This is a genomic window from Megamonas sp. Calf98-2, from assembly GCF_900110235.1.
In the GTDB taxonomy this organism is placed as follows: Bacteria; Bacillota; Negativicutes; order Selenomonadales; family Selenomonadaceae; genus Megamonas; species Megamonas funiformis.
Genome location: NZ_FOCY01000015.1, coordinates 1 through 18647, shown reverse-complemented (window position 1 = coordinate 18647; position 18647 = coordinate 1). Strand labels below are relative to the sequence as shown.

16 protein-coding genes, 1 tRNA gene and 1 rRNA gene are annotated in these 18647 nt (G+C 29.4%); 13 read left to right on the top strand and 5 right to left on the bottom strand.

Translation table 11 applies throughout. From position 1 onward, the window contains the following. The first annotated feature begins 5 nt into the window (after nucleotides 1-5). The 3 genes from cydD to BMX03_RS05850 all read left to right on the top strand — a co-directional run bounded on the left by cydD (nucleotide 6) and on the right by BMX03_RS05850 (nucleotide 4270). Nucleotides 6-1715, top strand: coding sequence for a thiol reductant ABC exporter subunit CydD (gene cydD, locus BMX03_RS05860; protein ID WP_091694342.1), 1710 nt, complete (start codon nucleotides 6-8; stop codon nucleotides 1713-1715). Between the two features lies 1 nt (nucleotide 1716). After that, nucleotides 1717-3429 carry an amino acid ABC transporter ATP-binding/permease protein gene (locus BMX03_RS05855; protein WP_091694340.1) on the top strand — a complete coding sequence of 571 codons (1713 nt, stop codon included), beginning with the start codon at nucleotides 1717-1719 and terminating at the stop codon, nucleotides 3427-3429. An 85-nt stretch (nucleotides 3430-3514) separates the two neighbouring features. Further along, the gene (locus tag BMX03_RS05850) at nucleotides 3515-4270 is read left to right on the top strand and encodes a DeoR/GlpR family DNA-binding transcription regulator (protein ID WP_008540033.1); all 756 of its coding nucleotides are present in this window, start codon (nucleotides 3515-3517) and stop codon (nucleotides 4268-4270) included. Between the two features lie 54 nt (nucleotides 4271-4324). Here BMX03_RS05850 and rhaD read toward each other — a convergent pair whose 3' ends face one another. Next, nucleotides 4325-5143 carry a rhamnulose-1-phosphate aldolase gene (gene rhaD / locus BMX03_RS05845; RefSeq protein WP_022227745.1) on the bottom strand — a complete coding sequence of 273 codons (819 nt, stop codon included), beginning with the start codon at nucleotides 5141-5143 and terminating at the stop codon, nucleotides 4325-4327. A gap of 264 nt (nucleotides 5144-5407) precedes the next feature. On the opposite strand from rhaD, the gene galE reads away from it, so the two are divergent. The 4 genes from galE to BMX03_RS05825 all read left to right on the top strand — a co-directional run bounded on the left by galE (nucleotide 5408) and on the right by BMX03_RS05825 (nucleotide 10143). After that, nucleotides 5408-6397 carry a UDP-glucose 4-epimerase GalE gene (galE, locus tag BMX03_RS05840; protein WP_008540031.1) on the top strand — a complete coding sequence of 330 codons (990 nt, stop codon included), beginning with the start codon at nucleotides 5408-5410 and terminating at the stop codon, nucleotides 6395-6397. A 36-nt stretch (nucleotides 6398-6433) separates the two neighbouring features. Beyond that, nucleotides 6434-7930, top strand: a complete 1497-nt coding sequence (galT, locus tag BMX03_RS05835) for a UDP-glucose--hexose-1-phosphate uridylyltransferase (RefSeq protein WP_008540029.1) — start codon at nucleotides 6434-6436, stop codon at nucleotides 7928-7930. A gap of 123 nt (nucleotides 7931-8053) precedes the next feature. After that, nucleotides 8054-9085 (top strand): LacI family DNA-binding transcriptional regulator, encoded by a 1032-nt coding sequence (locus BMX03_RS05830; RefSeq protein ID WP_091694337.1) that lies wholly within the window; start codon nucleotides 8054-8056, stop codon nucleotides 9083-9085. Nucleotides 9086-9099: 14 nt separating this feature from the next. Further along, complete coding sequence (locus BMX03_RS05825; RefSeq protein ID WP_022227746.1) at nucleotides 9100-10143, top strand: aldose epimerase family protein; 1044 nt, start codon at nucleotides 9100-9102, stop codon at nucleotides 10141-10143. A gap of 31 nt (nucleotides 10144-10174) precedes the next feature. Here BMX03_RS05825 and BMX03_RS05820 read toward each other — a convergent pair whose 3' ends face one another. Continuing rightward, nucleotides 10175-11074, bottom strand: a complete 900-nt coding sequence (locus BMX03_RS05820) for an AraC family transcriptional regulator (protein WP_091694334.1) — start codon at nucleotides 11072-11074, stop codon at nucleotides 10175-10177. Between the two features lie 130 nt (nucleotides 11075-11204). Between BMX03_RS05820 and BMX03_RS05815 the strand changes: the two genes are divergently transcribed. The 4 genes from BMX03_RS05815 (at nucleotide 11205) to BMX03_RS05800 (ending at nucleotide 15419) form a co-directional block, all read left to right on the top strand. Further along, nucleotides 11205-13397, top strand: coding sequence for an alpha-galactosidase (locus tag BMX03_RS05815; protein ID WP_091694332.1), 2193 nt, complete (start codon nucleotides 11205-11207; stop codon nucleotides 13395-13397). A 188-nt stretch (nucleotides 13398-13585) separates the two neighbouring features. Beyond that, the gene (locus BMX03_RS05810; RefSeq protein WP_008540023.1) at nucleotides 13586-13825 is read left to right on the top strand and encodes a hypothetical protein; all 240 of its coding nucleotides are present in this window, start codon (nucleotides 13586-13588) and stop codon (nucleotides 13823-13825) included. Nucleotides 13826-13972: 147 nt separating this feature from the next. Next, nucleotides 13973-14062: transfer RNA gene (locus BMX03_RS05805), tRNA-Ser, on the top strand. A gap of 70 nt (nucleotides 14063-14132) precedes the next feature. Then, a complete protein-coding gene (locus BMX03_RS05800) occupies nucleotides 14133-15419 on the top strand; it encodes a lipase family protein (protein ID WP_022227748.1) in 1287 nt (428 codons plus the stop codon). 64 nt (nucleotides 15420-15483) lie between these two features. Here BMX03_RS05800 and BMX03_RS05795 read toward each other — a convergent pair whose 3' ends face one another. Next, entirely contained in the window at nucleotides 15484-16125 is a 642-nt protein-coding gene (locus BMX03_RS05795) for an HAD family hydrolase (RefSeq protein ID WP_091694329.1), read from the bottom strand. Between the two features lie 156 nt (nucleotides 16126-16281). Here BMX03_RS05795 and BMX03_RS05790 point away from each other — a divergent pair, with 156 nt between their 5' ends. After that, nucleotides 16282-16923 (top strand): hypothetical protein, encoded by a 642-nt coding sequence (locus BMX03_RS05790; protein WP_091694328.1) that lies wholly within the window; start codon nucleotides 16282-16284, stop codon nucleotides 16921-16923. Nucleotides 16924-17132: 209 nt separating this feature from the next. On the opposite strand, the gene BMX03_RS11380 is transcribed toward BMX03_RS05790, so the two are convergent. Both BMX03_RS11380 and BMX03_RS11375 read right to left on the bottom strand, forming a co-directional pair. Beyond that, on the bottom strand, nucleotides 17133-17519 hold the full coding sequence (locus BMX03_RS11380) for a glycerophosphodiester phosphodiesterase family protein (RefSeq protein ID WP_255361423.1): 387 nt from the start codon (nucleotides 17517-17519) through the stop codon (nucleotides 17133-17135). A gap of 1 nt (nucleotide 17520) precedes the next feature. Beyond that, nucleotides 17521-18132 carry a glycerophosphodiester phosphodiesterase family protein gene (locus BMX03_RS11375; protein ID WP_255361422.1) on the bottom strand — a complete coding sequence of 204 codons (612 nt, stop codon included), beginning with the start codon at nucleotides 18130-18132 and terminating at the stop codon, nucleotides 17521-17523. A 437-nt stretch (nucleotides 18133-18569) separates the two neighbouring features. Between BMX03_RS11375 and BMX03_RS05780 the strand changes: the two genes are divergently transcribed. Then, a 16S ribosomal RNA gene (locus BMX03_RS05780) occupies nucleotides 18570-18647 on the top strand; the annotation flags it as partial.

The window sequence follows — 18647 nt, the reverse complement described above, 5'->3', positions numbered from 1 at the left end:
AAAAAATGATAGATAAAAATTTATTAAAAGATATTTTCCCTTTTAAACGACAGTTGATTTTGGTGATGATATCAAATATTATGCAAGCTATGATGATTGTAGCTATAGCATATATTATTGCTTATATAGCAGATAAATTACTTTTATCTCGCTTAGAAAGTAGTACAGCAACGCCATTATTGGTGTTGCTGTTTTTCTTTTTTTGTATAAAGGCAATACTAAATTATTTTAATCATTATCAAATGGAGAAAATATCATTAAATGTACAAAGCAATTTACGTAAACAATTATTTGAAGTATTGGCTCAGCGTAGTTTTTTAGCTAGTTCATATGCAAAAGGGCAATGGATAGCCTTGATTACAAAAGGCGTTGATAAATTAGATATTTATTTAACGTCATTTATACCACAATTAGGTTTATTGAGTACAATTCCGCTCATTTTATTGATATTTACTTTTATCAATGATTGGATATCTGGATTGATTTTTTTGATTACTGCACCATTAATACCATTTTTTATGATTTTAATTGGCAAAATTGCAGATAAGGAAAATAAAAAACAGTGGCAAGTTTTTCAAAAATTAACTATGTATATGGCAGATTTATTGCCTGGTTTATTGATTGTTAAAGCGTATAATCAAACACAAAGACAATTAAGTGAAATAAATAAAAATGGTAAACTTTTTAGTCAAGCGACTTTAAAAGTTTTGCGCATAGCTTTTATTTCAGCTTTTATGTTAGAATTTATTTCTACATTAAGTATAGCTATTATCGCTGTAAATATTGGTCTTAGACTCATCTATGGACATGTGGAATTTTTACCTGTATTTTTTATCTTATTGATAGCACCACAATTTTACCAGCCTTTTCGTCAATTTGGTTCAGCTTTTCATGATGCCATGAATGGGATTACAGCTTCTAGTGAAATTTATGCTATGATTGATAAACTAAACTGTATAAAGGAAAGTAAGACAAATTTAAAATTTAATGATACAGATATTGTGCAGATTGAATTGAAAAATGTTTATTATAAATATCAAGATAGCGATAAATGGGCAATTGATGATTTTAGTTTAAAAATAAAAAAAGGCAAGCAGTTTGTTTTGACTGGAGATAATGGGGCAGGAAAATCCACATTATTTAAATTATTATTAGGTATAGAAAAATGCCAATATGGAGAAATCTTAATCAATGATTATAATTTAGCTGATTTAGATAAACAATGGTGGCAAAGTCAAATTGGCTGGGTAGCTCAAGAGCCATATATTTTTTCAGCGACAATCAGGGAAAATATAACTTTAGGTAGAGATTTTAATTTAAAAGAAATAGAACATATTTGTCAGTTGGTAAATTTAGATGAATTTATAAAATCACTATCACAGGGATATGATACAGAAATAACTTCAGCGATAAATTTAAGTTCTGGGCAAAAGCGTCGTTTAGGTTTAGCTAGAGCTTTAATTGGTAGACCAAAATTATTATTATTAGATGAACCTATGGAAAATTTAGATGTATATAATGAAAAGTTGATACAAAGAATTTTATCTGATTTAAAAAATAAAGTAACTGTAATAATCATTGGTCATCGCTTACAGACTTTAAAAAATGCTGACGAATTGATTTATTTACAACAGGGAAAATTAGTGGATAATGAAAAAATTAAGGATAAAATAAATTATTTTAGTGAAATAATAGAAGGTGAAAGGAGTATTTGAAATGGTACAGATATTGAGTAATATGATAAGACCTGTAATATGGAGTTTATTATTAGCAATATTAGTAGGTACTATTTCAACATTAAGCTCAATAAGTTTAATGGGACTTTCAGCATGGTTGATAGCTAGTGCTGCCCTGCAACCGCCACTTTATGTTTTATCACTTGCTATTGTAGGTGTACGCTTTTGCGGTGTAATGAGGGCTGTCTTTCGTTATTTAGAGCGATATTTTACACATAAAGTAGGTTTTTCTCTATTTACGAGTTTTAGAGTATTTGTTTTGATAAAAATTATCAAAGTATTGCCATTTAAGCAACAAACAGAAAATGGAGATGCTTTTGATTTAATTGTAAATGCAGTAGATAATTTAAGAGATAGTTTTCTGCGTTTCTTTTTGCCACCTATTATCACTACGATAAGTGTATTTATCTTATCTATATGGTTTTTTCTATATAGTTATGATTTAATGATATTACTAATTAGTTCATGGCTTATATTTATGATAGTCATACCTTATATGACATGGCGAAGATATTTGAAATTAAAAAAGCATAAATTTTTATTGACTCAAGAGATTATAGAGTTTTATGAAGGTAATAGGGAACTATCTTTCTATAATTATGACAAATATAGATTGAAAAATATTAGCCATAGTATTGAGCAGTATCAACAATATCAGCAAAATTTATTTAAATTAAAATTAAAAGTTAATCTATGTAGTGAATTTATAATGGGAGCTTATTTAGTTATTTGTCTGGCTATAAGTATTTATTTGGTGAATACACAAGATTTTAATCCCATTATGGCGATTACAATAATATTGACTTATCAAGCTGTCTTAGAAGTGTTAGCGATGATGCCTTCATTAATAGAGCATTTTGATGAAGCTAGTAAACGTTGGCAAGATTTAGCTATTTTTATGCAAGAGAAAAAATTTATTGCTGATACAAATAATGAAGTAAAAAATGAAAATCAAGAAGATAAGAAATGTGAAGATGTGCAATTATTGTTGAAAGATTTAGCTTATGGATATGATAAAGTTTTATTGAAAGATATAAATTTATCTATAAAAAAAGGCAATAAAACCTTGATTGTCGGCACTAGTGGTTGTGGAAAATCCACATTATTTTATGTATTGATGAGATTATTATATCCATTGAAGGGAAATATCTTTATACAAGGTAAAAATTATGATGATTTAGCTGAAAAATCTATACGTGAACATTTTGCAGTAGCATTTCAAGAACATCATATTTTTAATTTATCTATACGTGATAATTTTAAAATGCTTTATGAAGATATCACTGATGAAGAAATATATAAATCTTTAGAAAATGTATATTTATTAGATTTTGTAAAGCAAGTGGGATTGAATTATATAGTGGGCAATGATGGCAATAAATTATCAGGTGGGCAAAAGCATAGATTACAATTAGCTATTTGTTTAGCAAAACAAAAAGATATAATTTTATTAGATGAACCTACAGCAGGGCTTGATATAAAAACAACAAATAATATATGTAGTCAACTTATGGAAAAATATCAAAAACAAACGATGATAGTAACTTCTCATGATATAAGTTTGTTGCGATTTTTTGATGATATTATTATTTGTGGAGAAGAAAAAATCATAGAACAAGGTAATATAAAAAAATTATTATTGCGTGAAGATAGTTATTTGAACAAATTGATTAGGTACAAAAACTTCATCTAGGAGCAATTTATTTGTATTTTTTATAGGGATATTCTATAATGATTATAAGATTATAAATAATATTTATAGATTTTGGGGTGATTTTATGCTAGGTATTGAGCGACGTCGGGAAATAATGAAATTATTAAATCAGCACCAAAAAGTTTATGTACAAGATTTGAGTAAATTATTTGATGTAACTGATGAAACAATAAGGCGTGATTTAGAAAAATTAGAGCAACAAAATTTAGTTAAACGTTGTTATGGTGGAGCGGTAATAAATGACCATACAAGTCAAGATATTTCTTTTTTAAAGCGCATAGATATTAATAATAGTAATAAGGTTTATATAGCTAAAAAAGCTGAACACTTGATTAATGACGGCGATACCTTAATGGTAGATGCAAGCACTACATGTTTAGCATTATTGCGATATTTAAAAGATAAGAAAGATTTAACTATAATTACAAATTCTATAAGACTTATAAATGAATTTGTGAATAGTGATTTTAAAATAATTTCAACTGGTGGAGAATTAAGAGCTCATTCTTATGCTTTAGTTGGACCTATTGCTTGTGAAACTATAAAAAAATATTATGTAGATACAGTTCTTATCAGTTGTAAGGCTTTAGATATAAAAAAAGGTTTGATGGAATCAAATGAGCCGGAAAGTATTATTAAACGACAAATGATAGAACAAGCACAAAAAAGTATTTTATTAGCAGATAGTACGAAATTTGATAAAACTGCATTTACTAAAACATGTGATTTAGCTCAAATTGATACAATTGTAACGGATAAAGAACCTAATATTGAGTGGTTTGATTATATTAAAGAAAATGATATAAAGTTGATTTACTAAAAAAAGCTGTAACAAAAGAGGATATCTCTAATTGTTACAGCTTTTTTATGATGTTTATTTTAAGAAAGTTTTATTTAAATCTATTTTAAAATCTTTAGCTAAATCAAGGAAGTTTTGAGTGGTAATAGTTTGTTTTTTGCCACCCATTGAACGAACTTTTACACAGATTTCAGCAGCTTTTTCCGCAGTATCCATAAGACCAAAAGCTTCATCAAAATCTTTACCAGAGCAGAACATACCATGATGAGCCCATACTACAATATTATATTTTTTCATAAGTTCACTTGTAGCTTTAGCTATTTCGCTACCACCTGGAACCATCCAAGGAACAACACCGATACCCTCAGGGAAAATAACAGGATCTTCTGTTGCCATTTCCCAAAGTTCGCGAGTAAATTCTTTATCGTTTAGTGGTAAAACGAAAGTAAGAGCAATGATATTAGTTGGATGAGCATGATAAATTACATGATTTTGCCCATTAGTTAAATCTTTTTTTATGCTATGGTTCATAAGATGAGTTGGAAATTCACTTGTTGGACGACCGCCTTTTTCTAATCCCCAAATGATAGCATAATTTTCACCTTTATCATCAATTTTAGCAATGCAAATATTATCTTTTGGTTTTAAGATAATATTGCGCATATAACGACCAGTTCCAGAAACTAAGAAATATTCATTAGCTAAATTAGGTACACTTACACCAATTGGAATCCAATTAGTAGGTGCTTTTAATTCAGATTTTATTTCTTCGATTTCTTCAGGTTTTATACGATAACTTAGATTGCCACCATTGCGTTCATGCCAACCTTTTTTGAATGCATCGTCAGTAAGACGTATAAAGCCTTGGATAAATTCAGCATTAGTAATTAACATAAAATATCCTTTCTTATGAGAAAATCTTTGTTTTTTTGTTTATGCCTTTGTTATTTTTATTATTTTAAATATAATACCACATAAAATCACAATAAACAATAAAATAAAAAATGAGTTTTCAGTAAAATTTAAAAATAAAATAATTTGAAAAAGTATTGATTTATATATTTTATTGATGTATAATTGAAATTAGAAAACGTTTACTGTTATATAGAAAATTAATCAAAAATATTAATAATATTATTTTCTTAGGAGGATTTTAAAATGGCAGTTTTAGTATGTGGTGGAGCAGGTTATATCGGCTCTCATATGGTTTATGAACTTATCAATAATGGTGAAGATGTTGTTGTAATCGATAATCTTGAAACAGGTCATTTAGCTTCTGTTCATGAAAAAGCAAAATTTTATAAAGGCGATATCCGTAATATGGCAGACCTTGATAAAGTTTTTACAGAAAATGACATTGAAGCAATTATTCATTTTGCTGCAAATTCTCTTGTTGGTGAAAGTATGCAAGTTCCTTTAAAATATTTCAACAACAACACTTGCGGTATGGAAGTTCTTCTTGAAGCTATGGTTAAATATGATGTTAAGAAAATCGTATTCTCTTCCACTGCTGCAACTTATGGTGAACCAAAACGTGTGCCTATTTTAGAAACTGATGAAACAAATCCTACTAATCCATATGGTGAATCCAAACGCATGATGGAAAAAATGATGAAATGGGTAGATATGGCTAACGGTATTAAATATGTATCCTTACGTTATTTCAACGTAGCAGGTGCTGTTGAAGATGGTCATATTGGTGAAGCTCATACAACAGAAACTCACTTAATTCCAATCATTTTACAAGTTCCACTTGGTAAACGCGATCACATCACTGTATTTGGTACAGATTATCCAACAGCTGATGGTACTTGTATCCGTGACTATGTACATGTAATGGACTTAGCAGATGCACATATGAAAGCTCTTAACTATTTACGTGAAGGTAATGAAAGCAATATCTTCAATTTAGGTACTGGTGAAGGCTTCTCTGTAAAAGAAATGATCGATGCTGCTGAAAAAGCTACAGGCTTAAAAATTAAAGTAGAATATGGTCAACGCCGTGCTGGTGACCCTGCTCGCTTAATTGCTTCTAGTGAAAAAGCTCAAAAAATCCTTAACTGGCATCCAAAATATACAAGTATGGAAGAAATTATCAAAACTGCTTGGAAATGGCATCAAGCTCATCCAAACGGATATGAAGACTAATTTTGGGGTTTAGTTAATAAAAGGGGATTTTTAATAATGGATATGAATTTACAAATAAATCGTTTGTTAAACTTTGCTCTACAACAAGGTCTTATTGCACCAGAAGATAAATACTATAGTGCAAACTTACTTTTAGATTTATTAGGTGTAGATGAGTTTGAAGTTGTAGAAGTAGATGAAACATTACCAATAGCTCATGATATTTTAGAAAATATGTTAGATTATGCTGTAGAAAAAGGTCTTTGTGAAGATACTGTAACTCAGCGTGATTTATTTGATACTCGTATCATGAACTGCGTAATGCCTCGTCCTTCTGAAGTTGTAGGCAATTTCAAAAAAATATACGAAAAATCAAAAGTTCAAGCTACTGATTATTTCTATAAAACAAGTATTGCTTCTAATTATATTCGTAAAGATCGTATTGATAAAAATATTATTTGGAAAGCAAATACTGAATATGGTGATTTAGATATCACAATTAACTTATCTAAACCAGAAAAAGATCCAAGAGATATTGCTAAAGCAAAACTTGTAAAATCTTCTTCTTATCCAAAATGCTTACTTTGTCGTGAAAATGAAGGTTATGCAGGTCATGCAAATCATCCAGCTCGTCAAACACATAGATTAATTCCTATGGATTTTGAAGGTCATCAATGGTTTATGCAATATTCCCCATACACTTATTACAATGAACACTGCATTTTATTAAATTCCTTGCATGTACCAATGAAAGTTTGCCGTGCTACCTTTGAAAACTTATTAAACTTTGTGGATTATTTACCACATTATTTCTTAGGTTCTAATGCAGATTTACCAATCGTTGGTGGTTCTATTTTATCTCATGACCATTATCAAGGTGGACATTATACATTCGCTATGGAAAAAGCTCCAATCGAAGAAACTTTCAATATCGAAGGTTTTGATAATGTTACTGTTGGTCGTGTAAAATGGCCTATGTCTGTAATTCGTGCAGCTTCTTCTAATAAACAGGATTTAATTAATTTTGCTGTACATGTATTAGATGCATGGCGTGGATATTCTGACGCAAGTGTAGATATCTTAGCTGAAAGCGATGGACAACCACATAATACAATTACTCCAATTGCTCGCGTTCGTGATGGTAAATATGAATTAGATTTAGTTTTACGTAACAACCGTACAACTGAAGAATATCCATTAGGTATTTTCCATCCACATGATGAAGTTCATCATATTAAAAAAGAAAATATCGGCTTAATTGAAGTAATGGGTCTTGCAGTACTTCCAGCTCGTTTAAAAGACGAATTAGCAAAAGTAAAAGAATGCTTTATCGCTGGTAAAGAAGATATTAGTGATGATGAACAAATCGCTAAACATGCAGATTGGTACAAAGAAATTCGTGCAAAATACACAGATATTAAAGCTGAAGAAGTTGAAGATATGCTTAAATTAGAAGTAGGTAAAATCTTTATGGTTGTATTACTTCATGCAGGCGTATTCAAACGCAATATACAAGGTATTCAAGCTTTCAATAAATTTGTAGCAACTTTATAATTTTAATAATTATGCCATCTATAAATTTTATAGATGGCATATATTTAATCAAGAAAATATTGAAAATATAGAAATAATATATTATTATATTTTAATATATTATTTTAATAAGGATTGAAGACAATGAAGTCAACTACGATAATTGATGTAGCCAAAAAGGCACAAGTATCAGTAGCAACGGTATCCCGTGTAGTAAATGGTAATTATCCAGTAAAAGAAGCTACGAAGAAGAAAGTTTTAGAAGCAATAAAAGATTTAGAATACATTCCAAACATTCAAGCAAGAGAATTAAATACACAACATTCTTCAATAATTGGAATTATTGTGCCTAGTCTATTTAATACTTTTTTTGCTGAAGTTGTAAGTGGAATAGAAAGTTTTTCAACAAGTAGTGGCTATTCGTTATTGTTGACTTACACAAAAGATGACCCTATCTGTGAAAAAGAATGTATGAATGAATTACTGATGCGAAATGTGTCAGGAATAATAAATATTAGTCCAAATACGGAACGTGTGGATAGTAGTTTTTTTGACCAGATGGCATCTAGGATACCGCTGGTATTTATTAACTCATATATAAAACGTCCAGCTATTTCTTATGTATATAATGATGAACGTATAGGTACCAAAATTGCCTTAGAACATTTAGTATCATTAGGTCATCAAAGTATTTGTTTCGTTCGTGGTGAACGAAGCGATTCTTATGAGTTTAAAGAAGATGTATATATTGAATTTATGAAGAAAATGGGTTGTTATAATCCAGAAAATATCATAAATGTTAGTGCGGGTAATAGTATAGATACAGTAGAGTTGACTGCTAAAAAGATTGTAGAATTTTTGCCTAATCGAAAAGATGTTACAGCATTTTTTTGTTGTAATGATTTGATGGGTGTCGGTGCAGTCAATGCTTGTAGACGTTTAAATTTAAAAATTCCAGAAGACATATCTATTATGGGATATGATAATGTCTCACTAAGTCATTTTATTGAGCCAAAACTTACGACAATGGACCAAAATATGATGACTTTAGGATGGACAGCGGCTAGTTTATTAATGGAAAAAATAGCTAGTGATAATAAAACAAGCAGACAAGTTGTATTACAAAATACTTTAGTCTTACGTGATACTACAGGTCCTTGTAAAACAAATAAATAAAAGAGGTAAGAAAAATGGCAGTAGTAAAAAGTGAATTTGGTGTAGCTTCTACAGGGGAACAGGTTTATAAATTTAAAATTGAAAACTCCAAAGGCGAATATGTAAGCATTATTAATTATGGTTGCACTATTCAAGCTATTGTAGTTGAAGGCAAAGATGGTAAATTACATGATGTAGTTTTAGGTTATGACACTGTAAAAGGCTATGAAGAAGGAACATTCTTCTATGGTGCATTCATTGGTCGTTGCGGTAATCGTATAGCTAATGGTAAATTTACTTTAAATGGAAAAACTTATGAATTAGAAACAAATAATGGAGCAAATCATTTACATGGTGGCTCTAATGGTTTTGATAAAAAAGTTTATAGCGATTTCACAATTGGCGAAAATAGCGTATCTTTAAGACGTACATCTCCAGATGGTGAAGCTAATTATCCAGGAAACTTAGATGTAGAAGTAATTTATACTTTTGATGATAATGCTTGCTTACGCATTGATTATAAAGCTAAAACTGATGCAGACACTGTAGTTAACTTAACAAACCACAGCTATTTCAATTTAGCTGGTGAAGGCAGTGGCAGTGTTTATGATCAAACATTGAAATTAGATTGCCCAGCAATGATTCCAACTGATGCAGGATTAATTCCAACTGGTGAAATTCGCACTATCACAAAAGGCGATGTATTTGACTTTAGTGAAGCTAAACCTATCGGTCAGGATATAGACAAAGATGATGAACGTTTAGTTATTGCTGCTGGTTATGACCATACAGTATTATTACCAGAACATGATGGTTTATATACTTTTGCACAAGCTAAATCTGAAAAAACTGGTATTATTATGGACGTAGCTACAACAATGCCAGGTGCACAGTTCTATTCTGCAAACTTCTTAGAAGGAAAACCAGGTAAACAAGGTCATATTTACAATCGTCGTGATGCTTTCTGCATTGAAACTCAATATGTACCAAATGCTGTAAATTGTGATAAATTTGCCTCTCCAGTATTGAAAGCAGGACAAGAAACTCATACTGTTACAACATATACTTTTAGTAAATAATTATATCGAATATAAAAATACACTTATGTGATTACATAAGTGTATTTTTTTTAGTTGCGGAGAAGTCATAAATAGTTTGTAGTATATCGTAGTGAATAGATTGTTTTCTAAAAGTATTAGGCGTGATACCTTTTAAATTTTTAAATACTTTACAAAAATAATCGTCATTATTATAGCCTACGTGGTAAGCTATCTTTTTTATCGTCCATGTGGGATTATTGATTAGAAGTTTACACGCGGTAGAAATCCTTAAGTTTTGTAAGTATTTCATAGGCGATATGCCAAATTGTTTATGGAAAGTTTTGCACAGATGATATTTAGAATATCCTATTTGTTCAGCTATTGTATCTATATTTAAATTGCTATTAGCGAAGTTTTGCTCAAGAAAATTTTTGGCTATATCTGTTTTTGTGAGATTATTTGCATCGTATGCTAGATTGTATTTTAAAAGGTCTATCCAAAAATTATAGGCTAATTTTGTATTTATAAATACTGATTGTAGTTTATTGTTGAGGGCTTTGGTGTAAAAATTAGCTATTTGCGTCAATAATGAAGGATAGTTTGCTAAAGAAATGACAGGGCCTAATTTATTATAGATTTTACATAGAAGGGGTAGAACTTCAGGAGAAAACTCTAAATAAATAAATTTCCAATGAGTAGAATTTTGGGGTAAATAGTAATGAGAATTGCTAGGAATGTTGAGTAAAAAAGCTTTACCAGATGTAATGGTATAAGTGGAATTATTTATGGTTAAAACGCCTTGTCCACTGATGCAATATTGAATAAGACAATGTTTATCATGACGATGTAGATTATGCCAAGAATAGCTGTGGTCGGTGATATTTTGAAAGCCGATACCTGTCAGTGTTATCAATGGCAAATCAGAGGAAAACTGATATTTTATAGCTTTATAAGGAAAGGTGCTAAACATAAAAAACTCCTTTAATTTATAGATGAAGATGACAAAAAATTACAGTAGATAACATTTTATTATCATTTTAATATAGCTAACGATATTTTAAAATATTATGTAGAAAATAAATTTAGAGGAGAGAATATAGATGTTAGCAATTAATTATGATAAAGAGCAAAAGATATTTAATTTATCTAATGGCAAAATTAGTTATATTTTAGGCATTGAAAAAGATTGTTATGTAAAACATATTTATTTCGGTAAATATTTATCATCATATAATGGAAGTAATGCTCAATTATTTTATGATAGAGGTTTTTGTTCAAATCCGATAGCTTCAGATAGAAATTTTTCGTTAGATACTTTATTGCAAGAATATCCAGATTTTAATCAAGGGGATTTTAGAAATCCAGCTTATATAATTCAAACAGAAGATGGCAAGCGTGTAAATCGCTTTTATTATGATAGTTTTAATATCATTGAGGGAAAACCAAAATTAGAGGGGTTGCCTTCTATTTATGTAAATAATGAAAATGAAGCTAAGACTTTATGTATTATCTTAAAAGATATAGTGATGAATGCAAGTATTTATTTGTATTACACAATTTTTGCTGATTATGATGTTATTTGCAGACATACTGAAATTGTAAATCATGATGATAAGAGCATATATTTAGATAAAGTAATGAGCTTTAGTATGGATTTTGCGGATAGCGATTATGATGTGATGACATTATCCGGCGCTCATTTGTATGAAAAAAATATTTATCGTAGAGCTATAAAATCTGACTCTATTGTATTAGAAAGCATACGAGGAACAAGTAGTCCACAGTCAACTCCATTTATAGCTTTGATGGAAAAAAATACTAATGAAGATATAGGCTCTGTGTGGGCATTTAATTTTATTTATAGTGGTGATTTCCAAGCTAGTGTACAAGTGGGACAATATAAGACTACTAGAATACAAATGGGCATGAACCCTACGACTTTTGGTTGGACTTTAAGCGGTAAAGAAAAATTTGTTTCTCCTGAAGCTGTGTTAGTTTATACAGATAAAGGTTTAAATACTATGTCTCAGATTTTTCATAAATTGTATAGAAATCAACTTTGTCGAGGTTTATATAAAGAAAAAGCTCGTCCAATTTTGTTGAATAGTTGGGAAGCTTGTCATTTTGAGGTCAATGAAGATAATTGCTTGGATTTAGCAAGACAAGCTGGTGAATTGGGCATAGAATTATTTGTATTAGATGATGGCTGGTTTAAAAATCGTTGTGATGATACACAAGGCTTGGGCGATTGGCTAGAAGATGAAGAAAAATTCTCACATGGATTAAAAACTTTAGTTCAAAAAATTAAGGAAAAAGGATTATTATTTGGTTTGTGGTTTGAGCCAGAAATGATATCTAAAAATAGTGAGTTATATAAAAATCATTCTGATTGGGTGATTAGAAGTATGGATTATGAGCCTATTTTGAGCAGATGCCAATATGTATTGGATTTATCGAATATAGAAGTTTGTAATTATCTTGTAGAAAAAATATCTAATATATTAGAAAATGTAGAGATATCTTATGTTAAATGGGATATGAATAGACATTTGACAGATTTAGGTTCTGCTTATTTAAATAGTAAGGAACAAAAAGAATTATCACATAGATATGTATTAGGTTTATATTATATTTTAGAAAAATTAACACAGCGTTTTAAAAATGTTTTATTTGAAAGTTGTTCTAGTGGTGGCGGTAGATATGATGCAGGAATGCTCTATTATATGCCACAAACATGGGCTAGCGATAATACAGATGCTATTTGTCGTTTAAAAATACAATATGGTACAAGTATATTATTCCCTGCAATTACAATGGGTTCACACGTTTCTATAGTGCCAAACCACCAAGTCGGTAGAATAACACCACTTAAAACTCGTTTTGCTGTAGCTTCTTCTGGAAATCTAGGTTATGAATTAGATTTGAATAAATTAAATGATGAGGAAAAAGAAGAGATAAAAAAACAAGTAGCTTGGTATAAACAATATAGAGATGTTATACAAAAAGGAACTTTCTATAGAATAAAGAGTCCTTTTGATGGAAATGATATTAGTTGGAATTTTATTTCCGAAGATGAAAATACTGTTATTTGTTATTTCCATCAGGTTTTAGTAGAACCTATATATAGAAATTTAATTTTGAAATTAAAAGGATTACAAGAAGATGCTTTATATAATTTAGTTGGTACAGATAAAGTTTTCAGTGGTAGTGAATTGATGTATGCTGGTTTGATGATACCAAAAATAGAAGAAGATTTTTATAGTAATATTTATGTATTTAAAAAATCAGTATAAACGGTAACTTTAGTATATTTATTAAAAATTTCATTTATGTTTTACAAACAATGACTATGTGAAACTATACAATTTTACATAGTCATTGTATAATAATAATGAGCTTAACAGAAAATTCCATAAGAAACAGCATTAGATTTTTTAAATGCAACATCATTTCTCACAGAAAATTTATGAGGTGATAGTAAATGGCTATTAAAAAAGTTGAAGTTGACCGTAGAGATTGTCAAAACTACCGTAACTATTTAAAGAGAGGAGGATATATCTCCGCAAGCTATTTATCAGTAAGTGGTTTAGATGCTATAAGATTAAAAAAATTAGCTATACAAGGTAGATTAGATGCTGTTAGATGCGCTATTGGTAAATCTGTTAGATGGTATTATTGTGAAAAACAAGCGGAGTTAGCTCACTTACGCGGAGAAGCTTAAAATGCATAATTGTTATGTATAATAGACTACTTTTTATGAGTTTATAAGAAGTAGTCTATTTTTTTATAAAAAACTGTTGACAAAAATGAAAGTATCTGATATTATATATTTCTGTCAGCAACAATATCATATTGTTTGAGAGCACATGGAGAGTTGTCCGAGTGGTTGAAGGAGCACGCCTGGAAAGCGTGTATACGGGTCCCCGTATCGAGGGTTCAAATCCCTCACTCTCCGCCATAATTGATAGGTACAGGATTTTGCATAGCAAAATCCTGTTTTTTGTATATAGAGAAATAGGAGATTTATTATGAAAAAAATCTTAGCTATATTGATGTTATTGATGTTAAATTTAAATATAGCATTAGCGCAGAATTTGGAGATTGATGAAACGAATTTAAGTGAAAAAGATATTCAATATTTATCTGCATGGACATCGCTTGCTGTATATAATGATAAATTTAGCTTATTAGCAAGAGATATATTGAAAAGCAATGGTTGGAATATTCGCTTTTATAATGAACAAATAGCTAAATCTGATGTTAAATATCTATTAGCTGATAAAAAAATAAATGATAAGGATATATTCTTTTTATCTATTAGTGGTACCAGCAGTTGGCAAGATGTGAAAACGGATTTGGCAGTAGAGGCAACAGTATTTCAAGGGCATAATTTAGATGAATTTTTGCAAAGTAGAAATGATAAAGATTTAAGTGAAACTAAGCCTTTAGTGCATAAAGGATTTTTACAATATGTACAAGATGGATTTTTTTCCGCGAATAGTTCAGGCGAGATTTTAGGTCTTGATTTAGTAGAACATTTGAAACAGTGCCCAGAAGATAAGATTTATATAACAGGTCATAGTTTAGGTGGAGCAGTGGCGGAATTATTGACAGCTAGATTATTAGACATGGGCGTAAATAGTAATCAAATAGAAACTATTACTTTTGGTGCACCTGCTGTAGGCAATAAGACTTTTGTAGATTTATATGAACCTAAAATGAATTTGACTCGTATTACGATGAAAGGTGATATTGTAAAAAATTTAGCTCAGATAGCTAATGAGCGTTTTGTGCAATTTAATACTAATGAAGTATGGACTGTATCTAAATTGGAAAATGATAAATTTGCTCATAATATGTTGCTTTATTTTGATAGAGCGATTAAGAATTATTATGACAGCAAAGAAGATATAGCTTTAGCTACAGAAGATATTGAAACATGTGAAACTTATGTGGCAAAGCCTAAATATGATTTTCCTAATGAATTACAATCAGAAATAAATTATATGAATTTAGCTTTGAAAGATAAGTTATTAAAAGAAGATGAAGATTGCTTTGTTGACCTTGTAGATGATGACTTATCTTCAAATGTATTTCAAAAAGCAAAAGCATTAAATGCTAAATATGTAGTGTTTTATGAGTTTAGTGCAAATAAAATAAAAGATAGTACTTCCAATAAAAGATATTATATTTATGGAAGTAAATATATTTATGATATAAATGGTAATTTGATAAGAGGATTTAGTGCGACGTCAGATACTAAAGAGATGACTGTATTGCAATCTGTATTATATCTAGAATGTCAATTTAAATAAAAATAAAAACTTAGTGAATGGTAATATAGAATAAAACTATGATTATCTTCACTAAGTTTTTTTATTATGGTAATTGAGTTATATTTATATCGGATATTTGTTTAATGATAATATCGGCTCTAGATAAATCTTGATTGCCGGAATTAGGATTGGCAAAACCGATACAATACATGCCAGCATCTTTGGCCGCAATGCTACCGTTTTTAGAGTCTTCAAGAACGACACAATCTTTAGGGTCAACTTGTAATTTTTTTGCTGTTTTTAAATAAATATCTGGAGCAGGTTTACTATGAAGGATATCTTCGCCAGAAATTAAAAATTTAAAGTATTTATCAATATTAAATGTTTTTACAACAAATTCAATTACATTTAAAGGAGAAGATGATGCTATCGCCAAAGGAATATTTGCTTTTTGTAATTGTTCTAATAAAGGGCAGATGCCATCAATAGGTTTAAGGTTATGGTCAACGATATATTTTTTGAAGAAATTCATATGGTTATTAGTCATTTCTTCAGGAGTATATGGTAAATGATGTTTATCAATAAAATAGGAGAAAACAGAAGTTGATGTCATACCAATGAGTTTATTGAATTCTTCATCATCAACTACGATATTATTTTCGAGTAATACCTCTTTGACTACTTTGTTATGTATAGGCTCGCTGTCAATGATAACGCCGTCCATGTCAAAGATAAATGCTTGCATAATAACACCTCTTTTTATTTTTATCAAATATAGCATAGCAAAATTACCTATAATTTTAAAGAGATTTTAAATGAAAGATTATAGATAAATTTATTTGAATTTAGAGGGTTTGGATATATAATAAATAATATAGATAAAATTGTAGAGGTTGATAAAGTGAAAAAAATAGTATTATGTTTATTAAGTTTATTTATTTGTATGCAATCTGTGACTTTGGCTAATATACATCAATCAAAAGTATCAAATGTGGAAAATATTCGTTCTATATATGCATATAAAGACCCTGAACAAATGAAAGATTATGAACAGAAAAAATTAGTAAAAGAACAAACTAAAAGTGATGAAAAATTAGAAGAACCAATGGCATTGTTTAGAGTATTTGTCAATAATGATAGATTTTATACTGACGATAACAAATATAAAGACAATGTAGAGTTAGCAATAACATCACATAATATAGATAGAAATTATATTTTTGATAATGAATATCCTCCATATTTAATATTGCAAGATAGTGATAATAATAGATATGAAATTCATTTTGCCAAAATTAAATATGATAATCCATATTGGATAAGCTTTAATTTAACAAATAAAGAGATAGAACAAATAAATAAAGCTAAAACTATGAGTCTTGTTTTACCAGAAGCGCAAGAAAATATGTATCATTATAATAAAAAAAAAGATAAATTAGAGAAAAAATCTTATGATAATGATATAAAAGTAAAAGAAATGATGTATGAACTTCCAGAAAATATAGTTAATGAATGGAAAACTGTTTTAAATAAGCATAAATAAAAATAACCCTACTAAGTTAAACTAGTAGGGTTATTTTTATTTATAAAGTAGTAAGGGGTTTATGATTAGGGCTTAGTAAGCGGCATCATTGCCGTTACTAGCTTCTGTAGGGGCTGTGTCTGATCTGTTCCTATATGATATGGACTATCTACATTTACTGTTGGTGTATGCAATTTTATATTGCGTTTTTCTAATACTTGTTTTAAGAGTCATGGCTTATATGAAATAATACCATCAACACCCATATCAAGTAACATATTCATATCTTTTTCATTATTAACAGTCCATGGAACAATTTTCATATCCAAAGAATGAGCTTCATCAACATCTTGTTTGGATATTTCTGTATAATATGGAGAAATAATATCAGTACCAATAGCATGAGTAGCTTTTACAGGATTTCCTTGATAATCCTTGATATCTAAACCACCAAGCCATGAAGATTTTTTCTTTTCATAACGACGTAAAGATTCACTATCACGTCCCCATGATGGTTGTTCTTGCCAAAGTGCACTAGTGGAGATATTAGGATTTAATTTTTTCATTTCAATTAAAGTTTGCCAGTCGAAAGATTGGAGAACAACTCGATCTTCCATATCATATTTTTTTTACAATATTATTGAAAACTTCTACAAATTTCTTAGGGTCAGCATTATTTTTATATCCGGCACTTGCAGGGTCTGGATAGGATATTGTTTCTATATTTGAAACAATATTTTTATCACCATATGATTGAATTAATTGCATTAATTCTTCTAATGTAGGAATTTTAGCATCATAAGTAAATTGTGTTTTGCCATGTAAATCATAGTATTCGCCACAATTTGGGTCCATCACGCCTACATCGAATTTCTTTAATTCATCTACAGTCATTAAACGAATATCATATTTATTATTTTCAATGTAATTACCATTTTCATCACGTGTTATATCTGAATTTAAGATAGGATTATGACTCATTACTATTTTACCATCTTTAGTAAGTTGCATATCACATTCAATAGAAGTAGCACCTAGTTCTATTGCATAAGCATAAGAATACAAAGTATTTTCAGGTCTAACATCTCTACCTCCACGATGAGCCTCTAAGTCAAAAACATCATAGTTGACTTTGGCATAAGTAGTGGAAATATCAATATTATTAAATCCACTATAAATTGTTAAGGCAGCTAGACCACTCAATAAGAGTTTTTTGGATAGTTTTTTCATTTGTATTCATCTCCTAAAGTGTTTAAATTTATTTGTTATAATTATCTCATAAATCTGAATTTATGTATGTCAGAATAGAGTGTAATTTTTAGGTAAATATTTCTTACAAAAATAAATATATTTTTTCTAAAAAAGTGTTGACAAAGTGATTTATAGTAGATATAATAATTAAGCACTCAACGAGAGGGCAACTCAAAAGAAGAAAATTGTTAAAAACAAAAAATAAATTAAAAAAGTTCTTGACAAGATAAACTTCTTGAGTTAAGATATACAAGCTGACTTTTGAAGCCAGCAAAAAATGTTCTTTGAAAACTAAACAATGCACAATATGTTTTCTAACATAAACGAATGTGCGGTATCTGCTTTATAGCAGATTACCTAATAAATTCTTTTTAAACAGATAATTAAAGAGCCAATCGGTTCTTCGAAAAATAATTTTTTTGGAGAGTTTGATCCTGGCTCAGGACGAACGCTGGCGGCGTGCTTAACACATGCAAGTCGAACGGGGTGTTTAT